Annotated in this window: 17 protein-coding genes and 1 pseudogene; 8 read left to right on the top strand and 10 right to left on the bottom strand. The window is 59.6% G+C overall.

What is annotated here, in order from left to right; genetic code table 11:
• Window positions 1–90 precede the first annotated feature (90 nt).
• From NBG89_RS05015 to NBG89_RS05005, 3 genes are all read left to right on the top strand, one after another.
• Window positions 91–441, top strand: a complete 351-nt coding sequence (locus NBG89_RS05015) for a hypothetical protein (RefSeq protein WP_431321974.1) — start codon at window positions 91–93, stop codon at window positions 439–441.
• A gap of 99 nt (window positions 442–540) precedes the next feature.
• The gene (locus tag NBG89_RS05010; RefSeq protein WP_431322784.1) at window positions 541–1,044 is read left to right on the top strand and encodes a cupin domain-containing protein; all 504 of its coding nucleotides are present in this window, start codon (window positions 541–543) and stop codon (window positions 1,042–1,044) included.
• 25 nt (window positions 1,045–1,069) lie between these two features.
• Complete coding sequence (locus NBG89_RS05005) at window positions 1,070–1,606, top strand: GNAT family N-acetyltransferase (protein ID WP_431321973.1); 537 nt, start codon at window positions 1,070–1,072, stop codon at window positions 1,604–1,606.
• Here the strand turns inward: NBG89_RS05005 and NBG89_RS05000 are convergent.
• From NBG89_RS05000 to NBG89_RS04980, 5 genes are all read right to left on the bottom strand, one after another.
• Window positions 1,569–2,189: a riboflavin synthase gene (locus NBG89_RS05000; protein ID WP_431321972.1), complete on the bottom strand. Its 621-nt coding sequence runs from the start codon at window positions 2,187–2,189 to the stop codon at window positions 1,569–1,571. The genes NBG89_RS05005 and NBG89_RS05000 overlap by 38 nt on opposite strands.
• Entirely contained in the window at window positions 2,189–3,298 is a 1,110-nt protein-coding gene (ribD, locus tag NBG89_RS04995) for a bifunctional diaminohydroxyphosphoribosylaminopyrimidine deaminase/5-amino-6-(5-phosphoribosylamino)uracil reductase RibD (protein WP_431321971.1), read from the bottom strand. Before ribD ends, NBG89_RS05000 begins: the two co-directional genes overlap by 1 nt.
• A gap of 3 nt (window positions 3,299–3,301) precedes the next feature.
• Window positions 3,302–3,778: a transcriptional regulator NrdR gene (nrdR, locus tag NBG89_RS04990; protein ID WP_007531462.1), complete on the bottom strand. Its 477-nt coding sequence runs from the start codon at window positions 3,776–3,778 to the stop codon at window positions 3,302–3,304.
• Window positions 3,779–3,787: 9 nt separating this feature from the next.
• Window positions 3,788–5,086, bottom strand: a complete 1,299-nt coding sequence (gene glyA, locus NBG89_RS04985) for a serine hydroxymethyltransferase (RefSeq protein WP_431321970.1) — start codon at window positions 5,084–5,086, stop codon at window positions 3,788–3,790.
• 164 nt (window positions 5,087–5,250) lie between these two features.
• Window positions 5,251–5,886 (bottom strand): group II intron maturase-specific domain-containing protein, encoded by a 636-nt coding sequence (locus NBG89_RS04980; RefSeq protein ID WP_431322783.1) that lies wholly within the window; start codon window positions 5,884–5,886, stop codon window positions 5,251–5,253.
• Window positions 5,887–5,927: 41 nt separating this feature from the next.
• On the opposite strand from NBG89_RS04980, the pseudogene NBG89_RS04975 reads away from it, so the two are divergent.
• Window positions 5,928–6,068: pseudogene (locus NBG89_RS04975) on the top strand (ATP-binding protein); the annotation flags it as partial.
• A gap of 487 nt (window positions 6,069–6,555) precedes the next feature.
• On the opposite strand, the gene NBG89_RS04970 reads toward NBG89_RS04975, so the two are convergent.
• The 4 genes from NBG89_RS04970 to NBG89_RS04955 form a co-directional block, all read right to left on the bottom strand.
• Complete coding sequence (locus NBG89_RS04970; protein ID WP_088691738.1) at window positions 6,556–7,860, bottom strand: L,D-transpeptidase family protein; 1,305 nt, start codon at window positions 7,858–7,860, stop codon at window positions 6,556–6,558.
• A 385-nt stretch (window positions 7,861–8,245) separates the two neighbouring features.
• Entirely contained in the window at window positions 8,246–9,091 is an 846-nt protein-coding gene (locus NBG89_RS04965) for a glycosyl transferase (RefSeq protein ID WP_431321969.1), read from the bottom strand.
• A 182-nt stretch (window positions 9,092–9,273) separates the two neighbouring features.
• On the bottom strand, window positions 9,274–9,789 hold the full coding sequence (gene ldtR, locus NBG89_RS04960; RefSeq protein ID WP_431321968.1) for a transcriptional regulator LdtR: 516 nt from the start codon (window positions 9,787–9,789) through the stop codon (window positions 9,274–9,276).
• Window positions 9,790–9,919: 130 nt separating this feature from the next.
• Window positions 9,920–10,357: a DUF6163 family protein gene (locus NBG89_RS04955; RefSeq protein WP_431321967.1), complete on the bottom strand. Its 438-nt coding sequence runs from the start codon at window positions 10,355–10,357 to the stop codon at window positions 9,920–9,922.
• A 134-nt stretch (window positions 10,358–10,491) separates the two neighbouring features.
• Between NBG89_RS04955 and hemB the strand changes: the two genes are divergently transcribed.
• From hemB to NBG89_RS04935, 4 genes are all read left to right on the top strand, one after another.
• Window positions 10,492–11,505: a porphobilinogen synthase gene (gene hemB / locus NBG89_RS04950; protein ID WP_431321966.1), complete on the top strand. Its 1,014-nt coding sequence runs from the start codon at window positions 10,492–10,494 to the stop codon at window positions 11,503–11,505.
• Window positions 11,506–11,580: 75 nt separating this feature from the next.
• Window positions 11,581–12,039, top strand: coding sequence for an RDD family protein (locus NBG89_RS04945; protein WP_088691733.1), 459 nt, complete (start codon window positions 11,581–11,583; stop codon window positions 12,037–12,039).
• 179 nt (window positions 12,040–12,218) lie between these two features.
• A complete protein-coding gene (locus NBG89_RS04940; RefSeq protein ID WP_431321965.1) occupies window positions 12,219–12,995 on the top strand; it encodes an arginyltransferase in 777 nt (258 codons plus the stop codon).
• A complete protein-coding gene (locus NBG89_RS04935; RefSeq protein ID WP_431321964.1) occupies window positions 12,996–13,883 on the top strand; it encodes a DMT family transporter in 888 nt (295 codons plus the stop codon).
• On the opposite strand, the gene NBG89_RS04930 is transcribed toward NBG89_RS04935, so the two are convergent.
• Window positions 13,822–14,331: an SRPBCC family protein gene (locus tag NBG89_RS04930; RefSeq protein ID WP_431321963.1), complete on the bottom strand. Its 510-nt coding sequence runs from the start codon at window positions 14,329–14,331 to the stop codon at window positions 13,822–13,824. The genes NBG89_RS04935 and NBG89_RS04930 overlap by 62 nt on opposite strands.
• Window positions 14,332–14,457 lie beyond the last annotated feature (126 nt).

Genomic DNA, 14,457 nt, shown 5'->3' with positions numbered 1-14,457 from the left:
CGCGGATGATCCGGACACCAATTTGAGCTGCGTAACGCTGGCGATCCACCACCAACGGCCGATCGCCAGAGCAGATGAAAGGATAGTCCCATGAATCGCGTTGCCGCCATCGCCTCCGCAGTCGCTACCCTCGCCTTCGCAGATGCCAGTCGTGCGGAAAGCTTAGACACGAACGCCCCCTCGGGAATCGAACGAACGCTCCGAAGCTTCAGCGGCGGAAATCTCGACGTTCGGCAGGTGTACGATCACGGCGGCTCGGGAAATATAGGAGAACCGAAGTCCCATACCGCACGCAGCGTGAGCGACATCCAAATGATCCGCGCTGCTATTGCGGTGAACAAGCCTCTCGTGCATCAACTCAGCGCCAGAGGCGTGCTGCTGGGAAACATCGTCAACGCTGACCAGGCCGCGGATGGCGGCATCACAGTCTACTATCGATGAAAGCAAGGGCGACAGCGAAAGGCTGTCCCCAGCATGATGCTTTGTGGTTGTATTTTCTTGCGGGATGGTGCCTCCTCTCCCGAAACAGGAGAGAGAAAAATGTCCGGCGTATCGAAGCCCGTCATCAACATCGCCGATTTGAAGCTTGAGCATTGGAAGCAAGGAGACTTGTACGAAGGCGCGGACGCCTCGTTCGGCTCACTCCTCTGCCTCGCCGGTCTCGGCATAAGCTACAACGAAGTTCCACCCGGCAAATCCAGTTGCCCATTCCACAACCATCACGTGGAGGACGAGCTGTTTTTCGTTATTGAAGGCACGGGTGAATATCGCTTCGGCCCGGACCGCTACCCCATCCGGAAGGGCGACGCCCTTGGCGCTCCAGCAGGAGGACAAGAGACCGCCCATCAGATCATCAACACGGGTTCGACTCCGCTGATCTATCTCGGCATCTCCACCAAGGCGAAAACCGAAATCGTCGAATACCCCGATTCCGGCAAGTTTCTCGCCAAGACCAATCGCGACGGGGAACAAGCGAACCGCTTTCGCTTTATCGGCCGCGAGCGTGACAAGTTAGACTACTGGGATGGCGAGCCCGGCGCATGACTTCCATCCGAGAGAACACTTCGAAATGACCAACATTCCGACCATCGAGACAGCGCGGCTACTGCTGCGCCCGCACACTGTCGACGATTTTTCAGACTACGTGACGATGTGGAGCGACGAAGCGGTGGTGCGCTTCATCGGGGGTGTGCCCTCAACCCGCGAGCAAGCCTGGGCACGCATGCTGCGCGTCGCAGGCATGTGGCATTACATGGGCTTCGGCTTCCTGGCGATCGAAGAAAAGCAGTCAGGGCGCTTTATCGGGGAAGCGGGCTTCCTCGACATGAAGCGGGACATGCATCCCGTCTCCACGGAAGGCACTTTGGAAACCGGTTGGGGACTGATGCCCTTCGCGCAGGGGCACGGCTACGCCAGCGAAGCACTCACGGCGCTGATCGCCTGGGCGGAAGAACGGTTCCCCTCCAAGCCAATGACCTGCATCATCGACCCAGAGAATGGCCCCTCGCTGCGGCTTGCGCGCAAGCTCGGCTTCCGCGAGGTGCAGCGATGCAACTATAACGGAGACGTTATTCTGCTTTCGCGGTCGGGAACTCCGCCAGCCTAGCGGCATAGCGGGCCATGGTATCGACTTCGAAATTGACGAAGTCGCCTGCCTTGCGATCACCCCAGGTCGTAACTTCAAGCGTGTGACGGATCAGCAGGACGTCGAAGTCCGTGCCGTTGACCGCATTGACGGTAAGCGACGTGCCGTCCAGGGCGATCGAGCCCTTGGGAGCGACGAACTTGGCCAGATGCTCGGGCGCACGCAGGCGGAAGCGTGTCGCGTCGCCCTCTTCGGTGACGGAGAGAATCTCCGCCTTGCCATCGACATGACCGGAAACGATGTGACCGCCAAGTTCGTCACCGATCTTCAGCGAGCGCTCGAGATTGATGCGGCTGCCTTCCTTCCACGTCCCGATCGTCGTCAGACGCAGGGCCTCTTCCCAGGCTTCGACCTCGAACCAGCGACCATTGCTGCCGTCGCTCGGCAAACCGGTCACGGTCAGGCAGATGCCGGAGTGTGAGATCGAAGCGCCCATGTCGATGGTCGCCGGATCGTAGGCAGTGGCGACACGCAGCTTGATGCCTTCCTTGAGCGAGGAAACGGATTCGATCGTGCCGACGTCGGTGACAATTCCGGTAAACATCAAAGCTCTCTTTCGTATTCGTCCAGGCGGTCGTCGCCAAGCGTGAAGGTGCCCCTATGCAGGAAACCCGATGGCATATCGGTCTTCGTCACCGGCGATTCAATACCGTCCTGCCCGATCACCGCCGGGCCTTGATAAAGCAGGATGCGATCGACGTACCCGGCATCAAGGAAGAGTCTCGCCGTCCGCGCACCACCTTCGACGACAAGCGAGGAAATTCCGCGCGACGCGAGCGCAGGCAGCAGCTCGTCCGGGCGGTTGGGATTGCATTGGACCACCTCGACGCCCGCCTGATCCAGAGCGTCACGGCGCGCGAGAAAGGCTTTGTCCTCGCTTTCATCAAAGCGGGGCGGCTCGGTCGCAACGACGATCAGCGGCACCTGCTTGGCAGTCGCAACCAGCTTGCTGCCCAACGGCAAGGAGAGTTCTTCATCGAGCACGACACGGATCGGCGAGCGGGTCTCTAGGCCAGGGGTGCGAACCGTCAGCAAGGGATCGTCGGCAATCGCAGTACCAATCCCAACCAGAATCGCATCAGTTTCCGCCCGCAGTTTCTGCACGTCGGCGCGTGCGGCAGGCCCAGTAATCGCAATCTGCCCCTCGCCCTTTTTCCCGATCATGCCGTCGGCGGAAACCGCAAGCTTGAGAGTCACATACGGCCGGTTCTTCGTCTGCCGGGTGAGGTAGGCCGCGAGCGAACGCTTGCCTTCGCCTTCGAGAACACCGGCCTCGACCTCGATTCCGGCATCGCGCAGCATGGCAATGCCCCTGCCCGAGACGCGCGGGTCCGGGTCCATCACGCTTATGACGACGCGACCGACGCCATAGGCAATAAGCGCCTCCGCGCAAGGCGGCGTCTTGCCGTGGTGCGAGCAAGGTTCGAGCGTCACATAGGCCGTGGCGCCTCGTGCCAGTTCGCCGGCCTCCGCCAGAGCTTGCGGCTCGGCATGCGGGCGCCCGCCGACTGCCGTCACGCCACGACCGACGATCTGCCCGTCACGCACGATGACGCAGCCGACCGAAGGATTGGTGGATGTCTGGCCGAGATGCAGGAGCCCCAGGCGGATCGCCTCTTGCATAAAACGCGCGTCGTCTTCCGAAGCGCTCATGAGTTAGTTGTCCAGGGGATCGCGGGCGATCTTGGCGTTGATCTCGGAAATGACCTTCTCGAAATCCTCGGCGTGCGAGAAATCCCGATAGACCGAGGCGTAGCGAACAAAGCCCACGTCATCTAGGCTCTTTAAAGCTTCCAACACCTGAAGCCCGATCTGCTCGGAGCTAATCTCGACTTCGCCGGAGCTTTCCAGGCGCCGGACGATGCCGGAGACCGCACGCTCGATGCGGTCGCGGTCGACGGGACGCTTGCGCAATGCGATCTCGAAGGAGCGCACCAGCTTGTCGCGATCGAACGGCACCTTGCGGCCAGTCTTCTTCGACACCATCAGCTCGCGCAGCTGCACGCGCTCGAAGGTGGTGAAGCGACCGCCGCAATCAGGACAAATACGCCTGCGGCGGATGGACGTGTTGTCCTCCGCCGGGCGTGAATCCTTGACCTGTGTGTCTTCCGATCCGCAGAATGGGCAGCGCATGCGCTACTCTTAGCCGATGTAGTCGTACATTGGGAAGCGATTGGTCAGCTCGACCACCTTGCCGCGAACGGCGGCTTCCACGGCTGCGTTCCCATCGTCGGAATTGGCGACCTTCAGGCCGTCGAGAACCTCAACGATGAGGTTGCCGATTTCCTTGAATTCCGCTTCCTTGAAGCCGCGCGTCGTGCCGGCCGGCGCGCCGAGGCGGACGCCCGAGGTGACGAAAGGCTTCTCGGGGTCGAACGGGATGCCGTTCTTGTTGCAGGTGATGTAGGCGCGGCCGAGCGCCGCTTCCGCGCGCTTGCCGGTCGCGTTCTTCTTGCGGAGATCGACGAGCATCAGGTGGTTGTCGGTGCCGCCGGAGACGACATCGAGGCCGCCGGCGATCAGTGTTTCGGCAAGTGCCTTGGCGTTCTTGACGATCTGCGCGGCGTAGTCCTTGAACTCAGGCTGCAGCGCTTCACCGAAGGCGACGGCCTTGGCGGCGATGATGTGCATCAGCGGACCACCCTGGAGACCCGGGAAGACGGCCGAGTTGAACTTCTTTGCCAGATCCTCGTCGTTCGTCAGGATCACGCCACCGCGCGGGCCACGCAGCGACTTGTGGGTCGTGGTGGTTGCGACGTGGCAATGCGGGAACGGCGACGGATGCTGGCCACCGGCGACGAGACCAGCGATGTGAGCCATGTCAACCATCAGGTATGCGCCGACTTCATCGGCGATCTCTCGGAAGCGCTTCCAATCCCAGATGCGGGAATAGGCCGTGCCACCGGCAATGATCAGCTTCGGCTTGTGGGTACGTGCCTTCTCAGCGACGTCATCCATGTCGAGGAGGTTGTCGCCTTCGCGCACGCCGTAAGACACGACGTTGAACCACTTGCCAGACATGTTGACCGGCGAGCCGTGCGTCAGGTGACCGCCCGAGTTGAGGTCGAGGCCCATGAAGGTATCGCCTGGCTGCAGCAGCGCCAGGAAGACTGCCTGGTTCATCTGCGAACCGGAGTTCGGCTGAACGTTGGCGAAGTTGACGCCGAAGAGCTTCTTGGCGCGTTCGATCGCGAGTTCTTCAGCAATATCGACGAACTGGCAGCCGCCGTAGTAGCGCTTGCCCGGGTAGCCTTCGGCATACTTGTTCGTCATGATGGAGCCCTGGGCTTCCAGCACCGCGCGGGAAACGATGTTTTCCGAAGCGATGAGTTCGATCTCATGCCGCTGACGGCCGAGTTCCTTGCCAATCGCGCTGAAGATTTCCGGATCGGTATCGGCAAGCGAACGATTGAAGAAGGTCTGGGTGGAAGCATTTGTCATGGGCGGGCTCCTCAACTGGAATGCGCGAAGGTATTAGCGCCCCGCCCTGCCAAGGGCAATACGGAGAACGACATTTGCTAGGCAATCTACGCGATCGGGTAGGAGGGAGCCTTGCGGCATCCCTCCTCCCACACCACCGTGCGTACGGTTCCGTACACGGCAGTTCATCGAGCGTGATTTAGGCGTTGGAGCTCCTGTTGGAGTGAGACCAGCCCGAGTTGGTCGAAGAAGGACTTTCGGAAGGCATCGTTCATGTGGCTGGCCCCGGCATTCCACCAGGGACCGCGGCCGTTGCCGGCCGATTCACATGCACGCTGTTCCGTCAGGCCTCGTTGCCTCAGCCGCATGGCGCGCGTGGTCGGTTTCTTCCATTGCCGCCATAGGATGCAGCGCGACCTGCGCCGCAGCCAGCCATCAACCTCCTCCAAGACCCCCTTGCCTTCGGTCAGACGGAAGTAGGCCATCCAACCCCGCAGGATCGGGGAGAGGTCTTTGATGGTGGCGCCAAGGGCGCGTCCGCGCCCTGCACGGAAGGCCGCCTTTAGCTTCCCCTTGAACCGCGTCACGCTGGACGCCGCAATCAGTAGACGCGGCGCCTTGTGGAGGGTCATGGTATAGCCAAGGAAAGTGCGCTTCCACGGTCGGTCCACGGCGCTTTTGGCGCCATTGACCGTGAACTTCAGCCGCTCGGCGAGGTAGCGGGTAAGCGAGGCCATGACCCGCTCACCGGCACGCTGCGACCGCACATAGATATTACAGTCGTCGGCGTAGCGGCAGAAGGCATGACCACGCCGTTCCAGCTCCTTGTCGAGATCGTCGAGCAGGACATTCGATAACAGCGGCGAAAGTGGACCGCCTGCTTCATCATTCGACCGTGATCACCATCCGAGGCGACAGCTATCGGCTTCGCGAAAAGCGCCGTTCCGGCCTTCTGCAGAAGGCCGGAACGGCGCTTGAACCAAACGAAACGACCAATCAATGAAGGGGGGTCAATTCCTCGCTTCGCTTGACAACTACGGCTTCTGCTGACCCCTGCCGCCCCATTCCGACGCCTTTCGACGCCGGTAGCACATCTGTCACCAGAGGCAGGTCGGCAGGCCTCCCAGGGTAAGGCGCGTGACCTTCGTGCCATATACCTGTCGCATCTACGGCCGCACCCTCCGGGTGAATATCGAGCTTCGGGCTTGCTGGCCCCCTTGCCCGGATGCGGACGCCTCATATGCGCTTCCTGTTCGTCAGGCCGGCACTTTGCTTACAGCTGCCTTCAGACTCCGCCTCGCGGCGACGCCCTTGCTGTTCGGCTAACGGTTCCCATCACCAGGGCCCGCAGAGGACTCTCACCTCCAAGTCATCGGCCGGATACCATCTCGGCCAATCGGTGCTCGCGCACCGCGCGCCATGCCTGGCGCACCAACAAAAAACCGCGCCTCGAAAGGCGCGGTCTTGAAAGTGAACAAGAGGCTGAAGCCTCACTGAACCGGCTGCTCCGTGCCCGCCGTCGTGTCGAGCGCGAGTTCTGCATTGCCGTCGAGCTGGTAGATATCGTCGCGGAACTGCACGACGCCATCCGGCATACCCCACGCGGAAATGTAAACGAAGTAAACCGGCACTTCTTCAGCAAGCTTGATCGGCGTGTTGACGCGGGTCGTGATGACCTGCTCCATTTGCTGACGCGACCACGGCGGGGTCTCGCGCAGCAGCCACGTCGTCAGGTCGCGAACGTTCTGAACGCGAACACAGCCGGAAGATTCAAAGCGCATCAGCTTGTTGAAAAGGCCCTGCTGCGGCGTGTCGTGCATGTACTCGCCGTTCTTGTTGTAGAAATTGATCTTCGTGGAGGCCATAGCATTGATCTTGCCTGGGTCCTGACGGAACATCAGGTTCGGTGCCTTCTCGGCATTCCAATCGACCGTTTCAGGAGCCACCTCGTTGCCCTTTCCGTCGATCAGGCGAATGGCATTCTTCTCCAGGTAGGTCGGATCCTTGCGCATCAGCGGCACGATGTCCTTTTCGACGATCGAGCGCGGTGCGGTCCAATACGGATTGAGGATGACCTCGTAAATCTTCGAGTTGACGAGATGCGTCGGACGGCTGAGGCGACCGACAACGGCTGCATGGCGCGTGGCAACGCTGCCATCCTCTACCGCCTCGACATAAGCGGCCGGAATGTTCACCATCACATGGCGGCGCCCCAGTTCCTCCGGGAAGGTCTGAATGCGGATGAGGTTAGTGTTCAGCTGCTGCAGTCGAACATCAGCCGGAATGTTCATGGCCTTCAGGGTGAACTCGCCGATAACACCGTCAGCCGGGAGACCATGGCGTGCCTGGAAGCGTTTGACCGCGCCGTCGACGTAGGAGTCGAAAGCACTGGAAATGCCTGCTTCGCGCGGAAGGTCGCCGGTGATGATCAGGCGCTGCCGAAGGCTCTGGACGGCGGGATCAGTCACGCCGATCTGCAGACGCTGCTGGCTCGGGCTCACTTCCGGCCAACCGCCAGCGGACGCGATCTGCTGATACTGGGCGATTGCCTGCTGGATGCTCGGCACCGACTGTGGTCCGAGAATCGGCGTGTTAGAAACGACGGCCGTCGCCGTACGGGATGCCGCCTTCGCATCGAACTGATCATCCCAATCGCCGCGCTGCGGAGCATTGATGAGCGAATCGATCGCCGACTGCGCGAATGCGGGGGCGGCCAAGGCGCCCGCTCCAACCATTGCCGCAGACGTCAGAAACGCCCGGCGAGAAAAAGCTTCAGTTCCGATTTTCTTCGACATTCATCCCAACCACTAAATTGCCGCTGCTTGCGAGACCGGCGACCTTCGCTATCCCTGCGAAAACGCAAATCTCTACCAACCCGTCGCTACGGCGCATCGCACAATGTCTCTGCCGGCGATCACATGATTGCGAGCAGGGAGCGCGAGGTTATCGGACCTCAATGGGGAAGCGCCATTTGCCGTGTATTTCCGCTGACATGCTAATATGGCCAATTCGTGTCGTCCTGCACCGCGCTCAACCGTCGGTGGCGGGACGATACGCAAAAACCATACCAATCCACAGAATGTGGCGGTTAATAGCGGCTAAAAAACGGCTTGAATACAGGCGATTATGCTTGCCTGCCATGCGTTGCAAAGATGTCACGAAATCGCCGGCGGGTGCGGATTACTCGCGCCAGTGGTCTGCTACCCACGGCGTCGGGCGGATGTAATGGCGCAGATAACGAAACAGCGATTTGTTTCGTCTCCACTCCGGATCGAACATATGACGGATGTGATCGAGCGGCGGCGCGGCACGGCCTTTCAGCCCGAACCGCCCTTCAACCGCGAACTGAGGATGGAAATCGCGAGGGAAAAGGATCACCCGCGCGTCAGCAGGGAGGCGCGGCGTCAGGAAATAGTGCAGAGGCAAAGGCCAGCAGCAGTCTTGCTTGAAATGCAGCACCCATCGGCGTGGAAAGAACTTCGCGCCACCGGGCGCATTTCGCGTCACGAACCGCTGTTCGAACTCGTACTTGTCGGCAACGCCTTGCGGGTCGGCGCGAAACTTCTCCTGCAACGGAACGAGCTTGCCGACAGGGAACCGAAAGAGCGAGGTCTGCCCGAGGCGCTCGAAGGGCGTCGTCTGGTTGCGCGAAAGTACAACATCATCAGGTCCGCCGACCTCGAAGAAGGAATCAAGTGAACCGACAATCACCAGATCGAGGTCGAGGAACAGAACCGGGCCGTTCAAATTGCCGAGCTTCGGCCCCCAAAGCCGTGCTTTGGGCCAGATGCCCTTCGTCCGGACTGGCATGTTTTCGACATCCAGCGGCGGCAGGTCCTCACAAAGAATTTCCGGATTCAGGTTGGCGCGGCTGTCGGTGAAGCACGTGAAGGTGAAGGGCGGCGTGATGTTGCGCTTCACCATCGCGTACAGCCGGTTGATGAAGGGAGCCCCGTACTTCGTTCCCCAGCTGATGCAGATGACCTGCTTCACCCCACCGCTCGCGGCCAATACAGCTGACGTCATAACCTGCAACTCCTGATTCACGCGAGAACCCCAAGGTCCGTGCGAAAGTCATTATCAAGTTGGCAGCCGAATATGTAGCCCCCGCATAGTGCAGCAAACGGCGAAAAGGGCGCTACGGATACCGTTGCGCCCTTTCGTGCCTTGGAGGTCCGATAAGCCAGCAGGGAAGTTGGCTTAAGAGATTACAGGCGATACATGATGCTGTCGTTCCAGAAGCGGTCCAGACGGGTCAGCAGCTTGTTCATCTGCGTGAATTCGTCGGTGCCGATGCCGCCAACCTTGTCGATCGAGCCAATATGGCGCTCATAGAGCTTGGCGACGGTTTCGGCGATGTCCTGGCCGGTTTCCGTCAGGCTGATGCGGACCGAGCGACGGTCGATGCGCGAGCGCTGATGGTTGATGAAGCCGAGATCGACCAGCTTCTTGACATTGTAGGAAACGTTGGAGCCGAGATAGTAGCCGCGGGAGCGAAGTTCGCCGGCGGTCAGCTCGGAGTTGCCGATGTTGAAGAGAAGAAGTGCCTGGACGGCGTTGACGTCGCTGCGACCCTGACGGTCGAACTCATCCTTGATGACGTCGAGGAGACGGCGGTGAAGACGTTCAACAAGATGAAGGGATTCCATGTAAAGATCACGGATGCCCTGTTCCTGCTGGTCACGGAAGTTCGATACCGCCTGCGGCTTGATTTTCGTGTTCATGATGACTGCCTCACTGTTTGTTTGGCGGTGTTGGTTTTCTTCCCGCCTTGAGACAGACCCTATCGAATACAAATAAAATTCTACTTAAACCGCAGGCTTAACAGTGCCTTACCGGAAACCCCGCGTTGTATCAGGGTAAATCAACGCTTACTTGCCGGCGCCGCTTGCGCTTCTCGTACCAGAGGGCTGCGCGGAATCCCATATAGACCAGGGCCACCGCAACATGCAGCAAAACGATCAGTCGATTGGCCCCAAAGACCTCTGGCACGAAGCCGTGCATGATAATCTGTCCGCCTGCCGCTAGCACCCAGATAACCGGTCCCCAGGAGACGGCAAGCCAAAGGCCTAGAGACGCGACAGGGAAGAGAACGGCAAGGCTGGTGCTTGCGACCTTCCAGGGAAGGCTGAGCAAATCGAAGCGCCCTGCCCCCACCAGCGAATAGCCGACGAGCATCGCCCAATACTGCAATCCGAACCAGAAGCAGGAAATGGCGACAAGCCGCAGGAACAGAATGAAGAGAACGCTGGTTAGCGTCCGTTTTGGTATCATCGGGGAATCAGCATCCATGTCTTAAACAATAGGGTTGCGGTTGCGACTTCGCCAGCGCTTCATCAATTGCGGCCAATCGTCCGGTTTGGATTTGGTCCGTGCCATGATAATGAGCGCTTCGATAATTGGAATGGCAGAAAGCTGGAACGACCATGCAGGATAAGACCCATCTCGTCGACGAAATAACTGGCCATCGGCGCATGCGCCGCAATCGGAAGGCCGACTGGACACGGCGCCTCGTGCAGGAAAACCGCCTGACGGTCGACGATCTCATCTGGCCGGTTTTCGTCGTGCCCGGATCCGGCATCGTCGAACCGATACCGGCGATGCCCGGCGTCAACCGCATGAGCGTGGATAAGCTCGTCGAAGCCACCAAAGAAGCGGCTGATCTTGGCATCCCTGCGATCGCGACCTTTCCGAACATCGAAATGGAACTGCGCGACGAAACCGGCTCGAACAGTCTCGAGGCCAACAACCTGATCAATCAGGCGACGATCGCAATCAAGAAGGCAGTGCCTAATATCGGCGTTATCACCGATGTCGCGCTTGATCCGTTCACGAGCCACGGCCACGATGGAATCCTGCGGCAAGGCGAGATCGTCAACGACGAAACCGTTGACCAGGTTGCCCGCGCAGCCGTCATGCAGGCAGACGCCGGTTCGGATATCATTTCGCCCTCGGAGATGATGGACGGCCGAATTGGCGCCATCCGTCGCGCGCTTGATGCCGCCGGGCACCAGAACGTCGGCATCATGAGCTACGCGACGAAGTTCGCTTCGGCTTTCTACGGCCCCTATCGCGAGGCGATCTCGACCGGCGGACTGCTCAAGGGCGACAAGAAGACATACTACATCGACCCGGCAAACGGCACCGAGGCGATCCGCGACGCCGCGCTCGATGTCGAGGAAGGGGCGGACATGCTGATGGTCAAGCCGGGGCTCCCCTACCTCGATATCTGCTGGCGCATGAAGGAGGCCTTCGGCCTACCGACCTTCGCCTACCAAGTGTCAGGCGAATACACACAGATCAAGGCTGCCGCGATGAACGGCTGGATCGACGGCGAACGGGCCATGCTGGAAACCCTCCTCTCCTTCAAGCGGGCTGGCTGCGATGGCGTCCTCACCTATTTTGCCGTCGAAGTGGCCACAATTCTCGCCAAGCGCTGATCCCTGCGCAAATATTGCATTTGCGGGAAGCGATACCATATCAGCGACATCGCTTCTCGAAAGGAGACCGTAATAATGACGCTCACTCCCAACCCGCTTTATGCCGCACCGGACGACTGGCGCGCCTATAGCGGCACGCTGAGCCGTCGTGTCTTCGCGTTCATTCTCGACTACGTGATCATTCTGCTGCTCTGCATTCCGGCAGCGGTCATTCTCTTCTTCCTGTCGATCGTCACGCTTGGGCTCGGATTCTTCCTTTATCCGGCATTGTTCGTGATCGTCGCCGGCCTCTATTTTGGCTTCACCGTTGGCGGCTTCAATCAAGCCTCGCTCGGCATGCGGGCAATGGGGATTGCAATTATGCGAGTCGATGGGCAGCGAATGGATTTTTTGACGGCCATCGTTCACCTCGCGCTTTTCTGGATCCTGAACTCCGTTCTGACGCCGCTGATTCTGCTGGTCGGTCTGTTCACCGAGCGCAGCCGGCTTATCCACGATTTTCTCGTCGGCACCGTCACTGTCCGCACGGCCTGATTTGAGCCGTGGCGAGCCAAAATAAACGCTGCTTCTGATCTTTGCCGGGAGCCTCCCGGCACCATATCCCAAAGTATGACGCACGACATCGGGTTCGAAAACAGCCGCGCTGTTGACGTTTTTCATTCTTAAGTCATCCTGTCATATACGCAGCGAACCAAAGGAAATCTCCGCAACAGATGAATACGCAGACGACGCCATCACCGCAGTTCTACCTGACTGCTCCGGCTGCGTGCCCTTATCTGGCCCATGAGATGGAACGGAAAGTCTTCACTCATCTCGTCGGGCCGCGCGCAGCGGAGATGAACGATATTCTGACGCAAGGCGGCTTTCGCCGATCGCAGAACATTGCCTATCGGCCGGCATGCGAAGCCTGCCGCGCCTGCATTTCGGTGCGTATCCTCGCGCAAGAATTCCTGCCCACGAAATCCATAAAACGCGTGCTGGCGGCGAACGACGATCTCATCTCCACGGAATTCCCCGCTCAGCCTTCCAGCGAGCAATATTCGCTATTCCGACGGTATCTCGACTTTCGCCACCAACAGGGCGGAATGTCCGACATGACAGTGCTCGACTATGCCATCATGGTCGAGGATACCCATGTGAACACCAAGATCATCGAGTACCGGCTTCGAGAGGAAGGAGCCGGCCTGGAAGAGCGTCCGACGGGCGAACTTGTGGCAGCCGCTCTCACCGATACCATGAGCGACGGCCTATCCATGGTCTATTCTTACTTCAACCCTGACATGGATCGGCGCTCCCTTGGGACATTCATGATCCTCGACCATATCAGGCGGACAAAGGCGTTGGGCCTTCCGCACGTTTACCTTGGCTACTGGGTTCAAGGGTCGCGGAAAATGGACTACAAGACTCGCTTCCAGCCGCAGGAGCACCTGACTTCGCGCGGCTGGGAACGTTTCGATCCCTCCGCACTGCCCGAAAGCACGCGCTATTAAATGCCCCTTCCCTCTCTTTCCGATCATCGGAAAGGCCTGCTGCTGACGGCGATCGGCGGCCTGGCTCTTTCCATGGACATTCCGTTGGTTCGCCTTGCGCACGGAGACATGTGGTCGATCCTTGGTACGCGCAGCATTACCACGGTCACCGTCGCACTGTTGGTGATTTGCCTCATCAGAAGCATCAAGGGACAATGGCCGGTGCTGGTGCCCGGCAGGCATGGCCTTGCGACCGGACTGCTCTACGGCTGCTCGACGCTGACCTTCCTGCTTGCTGTCTTCAACACGGCAACGGCCAACGTGGTTTTCATCGTCGCGTTCAATCCGATGTTCGGCGCGCTTCTCTCGTGGATATTCCTCAGGGAACGGCCTTCGCTATCGACGTTCGTGACCATGGCCGTGATGGTATTCGGCGTTGGTTTGATCGTTCATGATGGATTGGCCGGCGGTCATGTCTTCGGCGATGCCATGGCGCTTCTCAGCGCCCTTATCCTCGCATCGGCTATCACGGTTGGGCGGGCATCACGCCGCGACATGGGCTTCGTGCCGCTGCTTGCCGCGACCCTACCCGCCATCCTCGGCTTTGCCGAGGCATTGCCCGCCGGACTGACTATCGAGCATCCGGCCTGGATCATCCTCAATGGGGCAGTCCTGATGCCAATCGCCTTCTGGTGCCTGGCAACTGGGCCACGCTATCTGTCAGCGCCGGAAGTCGGCATGTTCTATCTGCTCGAAACCATCCTGGCTCCGATCTGGATATGGCTGATTTTCGCGGAAGCCCCACCGACGATGACGCTCATCGGCGGCGCGATCCTGGTCTGCGCGATTATGGCGCACTCGCTTTGGGTGGTTCGGACGAAGCCTGCGCAACAATCTCTGGCACACTAACGACCTGCATCGCCTCGAGCTCGCGTTCAAGGCCTTGCATCACGTGAACCCAGCCCTGTCGCGTCTGTTCTTCGAACTGGCCCCATTCGGCGCACATTTCATGCGAGAGCGTCAGCCGCGTGCCTTCGGCCAGCGATTCGATGTCAATCTGGATTCGATCCGCGTTGTGATCGTGCTCAGCGGCGGAGAAGCAGAAGACCATCCGCCGCGGCCGACGCAACTCTAGAAACACGCCGTAATGCACTGCATCACCTGTTGGACGCCGGTCGATGACGAGAAAATGCCCGCCAACCTTCGGATCGATATCAGCGCGGACGACGCGGCCGTCGTCGCTTGCGAAAAGGAAGCGTTTTGCAACCTGAGGGTTCAGCCATGCGTCATAAACGGCGCAGGGCGAGGCATTGAATGTATGCGCAACGTTCAGGGTGATGGTATTGCAAGCACTCATCAACATTCCTCCGTGATCGGACATGATGCTCTTAAAAAGCGCCATAAACGATCATCCCGTCCGCCCGCGGAATGATGCCTGTCCATGTTATGATTATCGGACAGAGATAGAGGAGTTGCCTCGCCC

The sequence above is a fragment of the Rhizobium sp. YTU87027 genome (assembly GCF_050644135.1).
GTDB lineage: Bacteria > Pseudomonadota > Alphaproteobacteria > Rhizobiales > Rhizobiaceae > Rhizobium.
This window is presented reverse-complemented; position numbering and strand designations above follow the sequence as displayed.

Coding starts and splice junctions, on each gene's coding strand:
- NBG89_RS05015 (WP_431321974.1), top strand. CDS start 91: ATGAATCGCGTTGCCGCCATCGCCTCCGCAGTCGCTACCCTCGCCTTC.
- NBG89_RS05010 (WP_431322784.1), top strand. CDS start 541: ATGTCCGGCGTATCGAAGCCCGTCATCAACATCGCCGATTTGAAGCTT.
- NBG89_RS05005 (WP_431321973.1), top strand. CDS start 1,070: ATGACCAACATTCCGACCATCGAGACAGCGCGGCTACTGCTGCGCCCG.
- NBG89_RS05000 (WP_431321972.1), bottom strand. CDS start 2,189: ATGTTTACCGGAATTGTCACCGACGTCGGCACGATCGAATCCGTTTCC.
- ribD (WP_431321971.1), bottom strand. CDS start 3,298: ATGAGCGCTTCGGAAGACGACGCGCGTTTTATGCAAGAGGCGATCCGC.
- nrdR (WP_007531462.1), bottom strand. CDS start 3,778: ATGCGCTGCCCATTCTGCGGATCGGAAGACACACAGGTCAAGGATTCA.
- glyA (WP_431321970.1), bottom strand. CDS start 5,086: ATGACAAATGCTTCCACCCAGACCTTCTTCAATCGTTCGCTTGCCGAT.
- NBG89_RS04970 (WP_088691738.1), bottom strand. CDS start 7,860: ATGTCGAAGAAAATCGGAACTGAAGCTTTTTCTCGCCGGGCGTTTCTG.
- NBG89_RS04965 (WP_431321969.1), bottom strand. CDS start 9,091: ATGACGTCAGCTGTATTGGCCGCGAGCGGTGGGGTGAAGCAGGTCATC.
- ldtR (WP_431321968.1), bottom strand. CDS start 9,789: ATGAACACGAAAATCAAGCCGCAGGCGGTATCGAACTTCCGTGACCAG.
- NBG89_RS04955 (WP_431321967.1), bottom strand. CDS start 10,357: ATGGATGCTGATTCCCCGATGATACCAAAACGGACGCTAACCAGCGTT.
- hemB (WP_431321966.1), top strand. CDS start 10,492: ATGCAGGATAAGACCCATCTCGTCGACGAAATAACTGGCCATCGGCGC.
- NBG89_RS04945 (WP_088691733.1), top strand. CDS start 11,581: ATGACGCTCACTCCCAACCCGCTTTATGCCGCACCGGACGACTGGCGC.
- NBG89_RS04940 (WP_431321965.1), top strand. CDS start 12,219: ATGAATACGCAGACGACGCCATCACCGCAGTTCTACCTGACTGCTCCG.
- NBG89_RS04935 (WP_431321964.1), top strand. CDS start 12,996: ATGCCCCTTCCCTCTCTTTCCGATCATCGGAAAGGCCTGCTGCTGACG.
- NBG89_RS04930 (WP_431321963.1), bottom strand. CDS start 14,331: ATGAGTGCTTGCAATACCATCACCCTGAACGTTGCGCATACATTCAAT.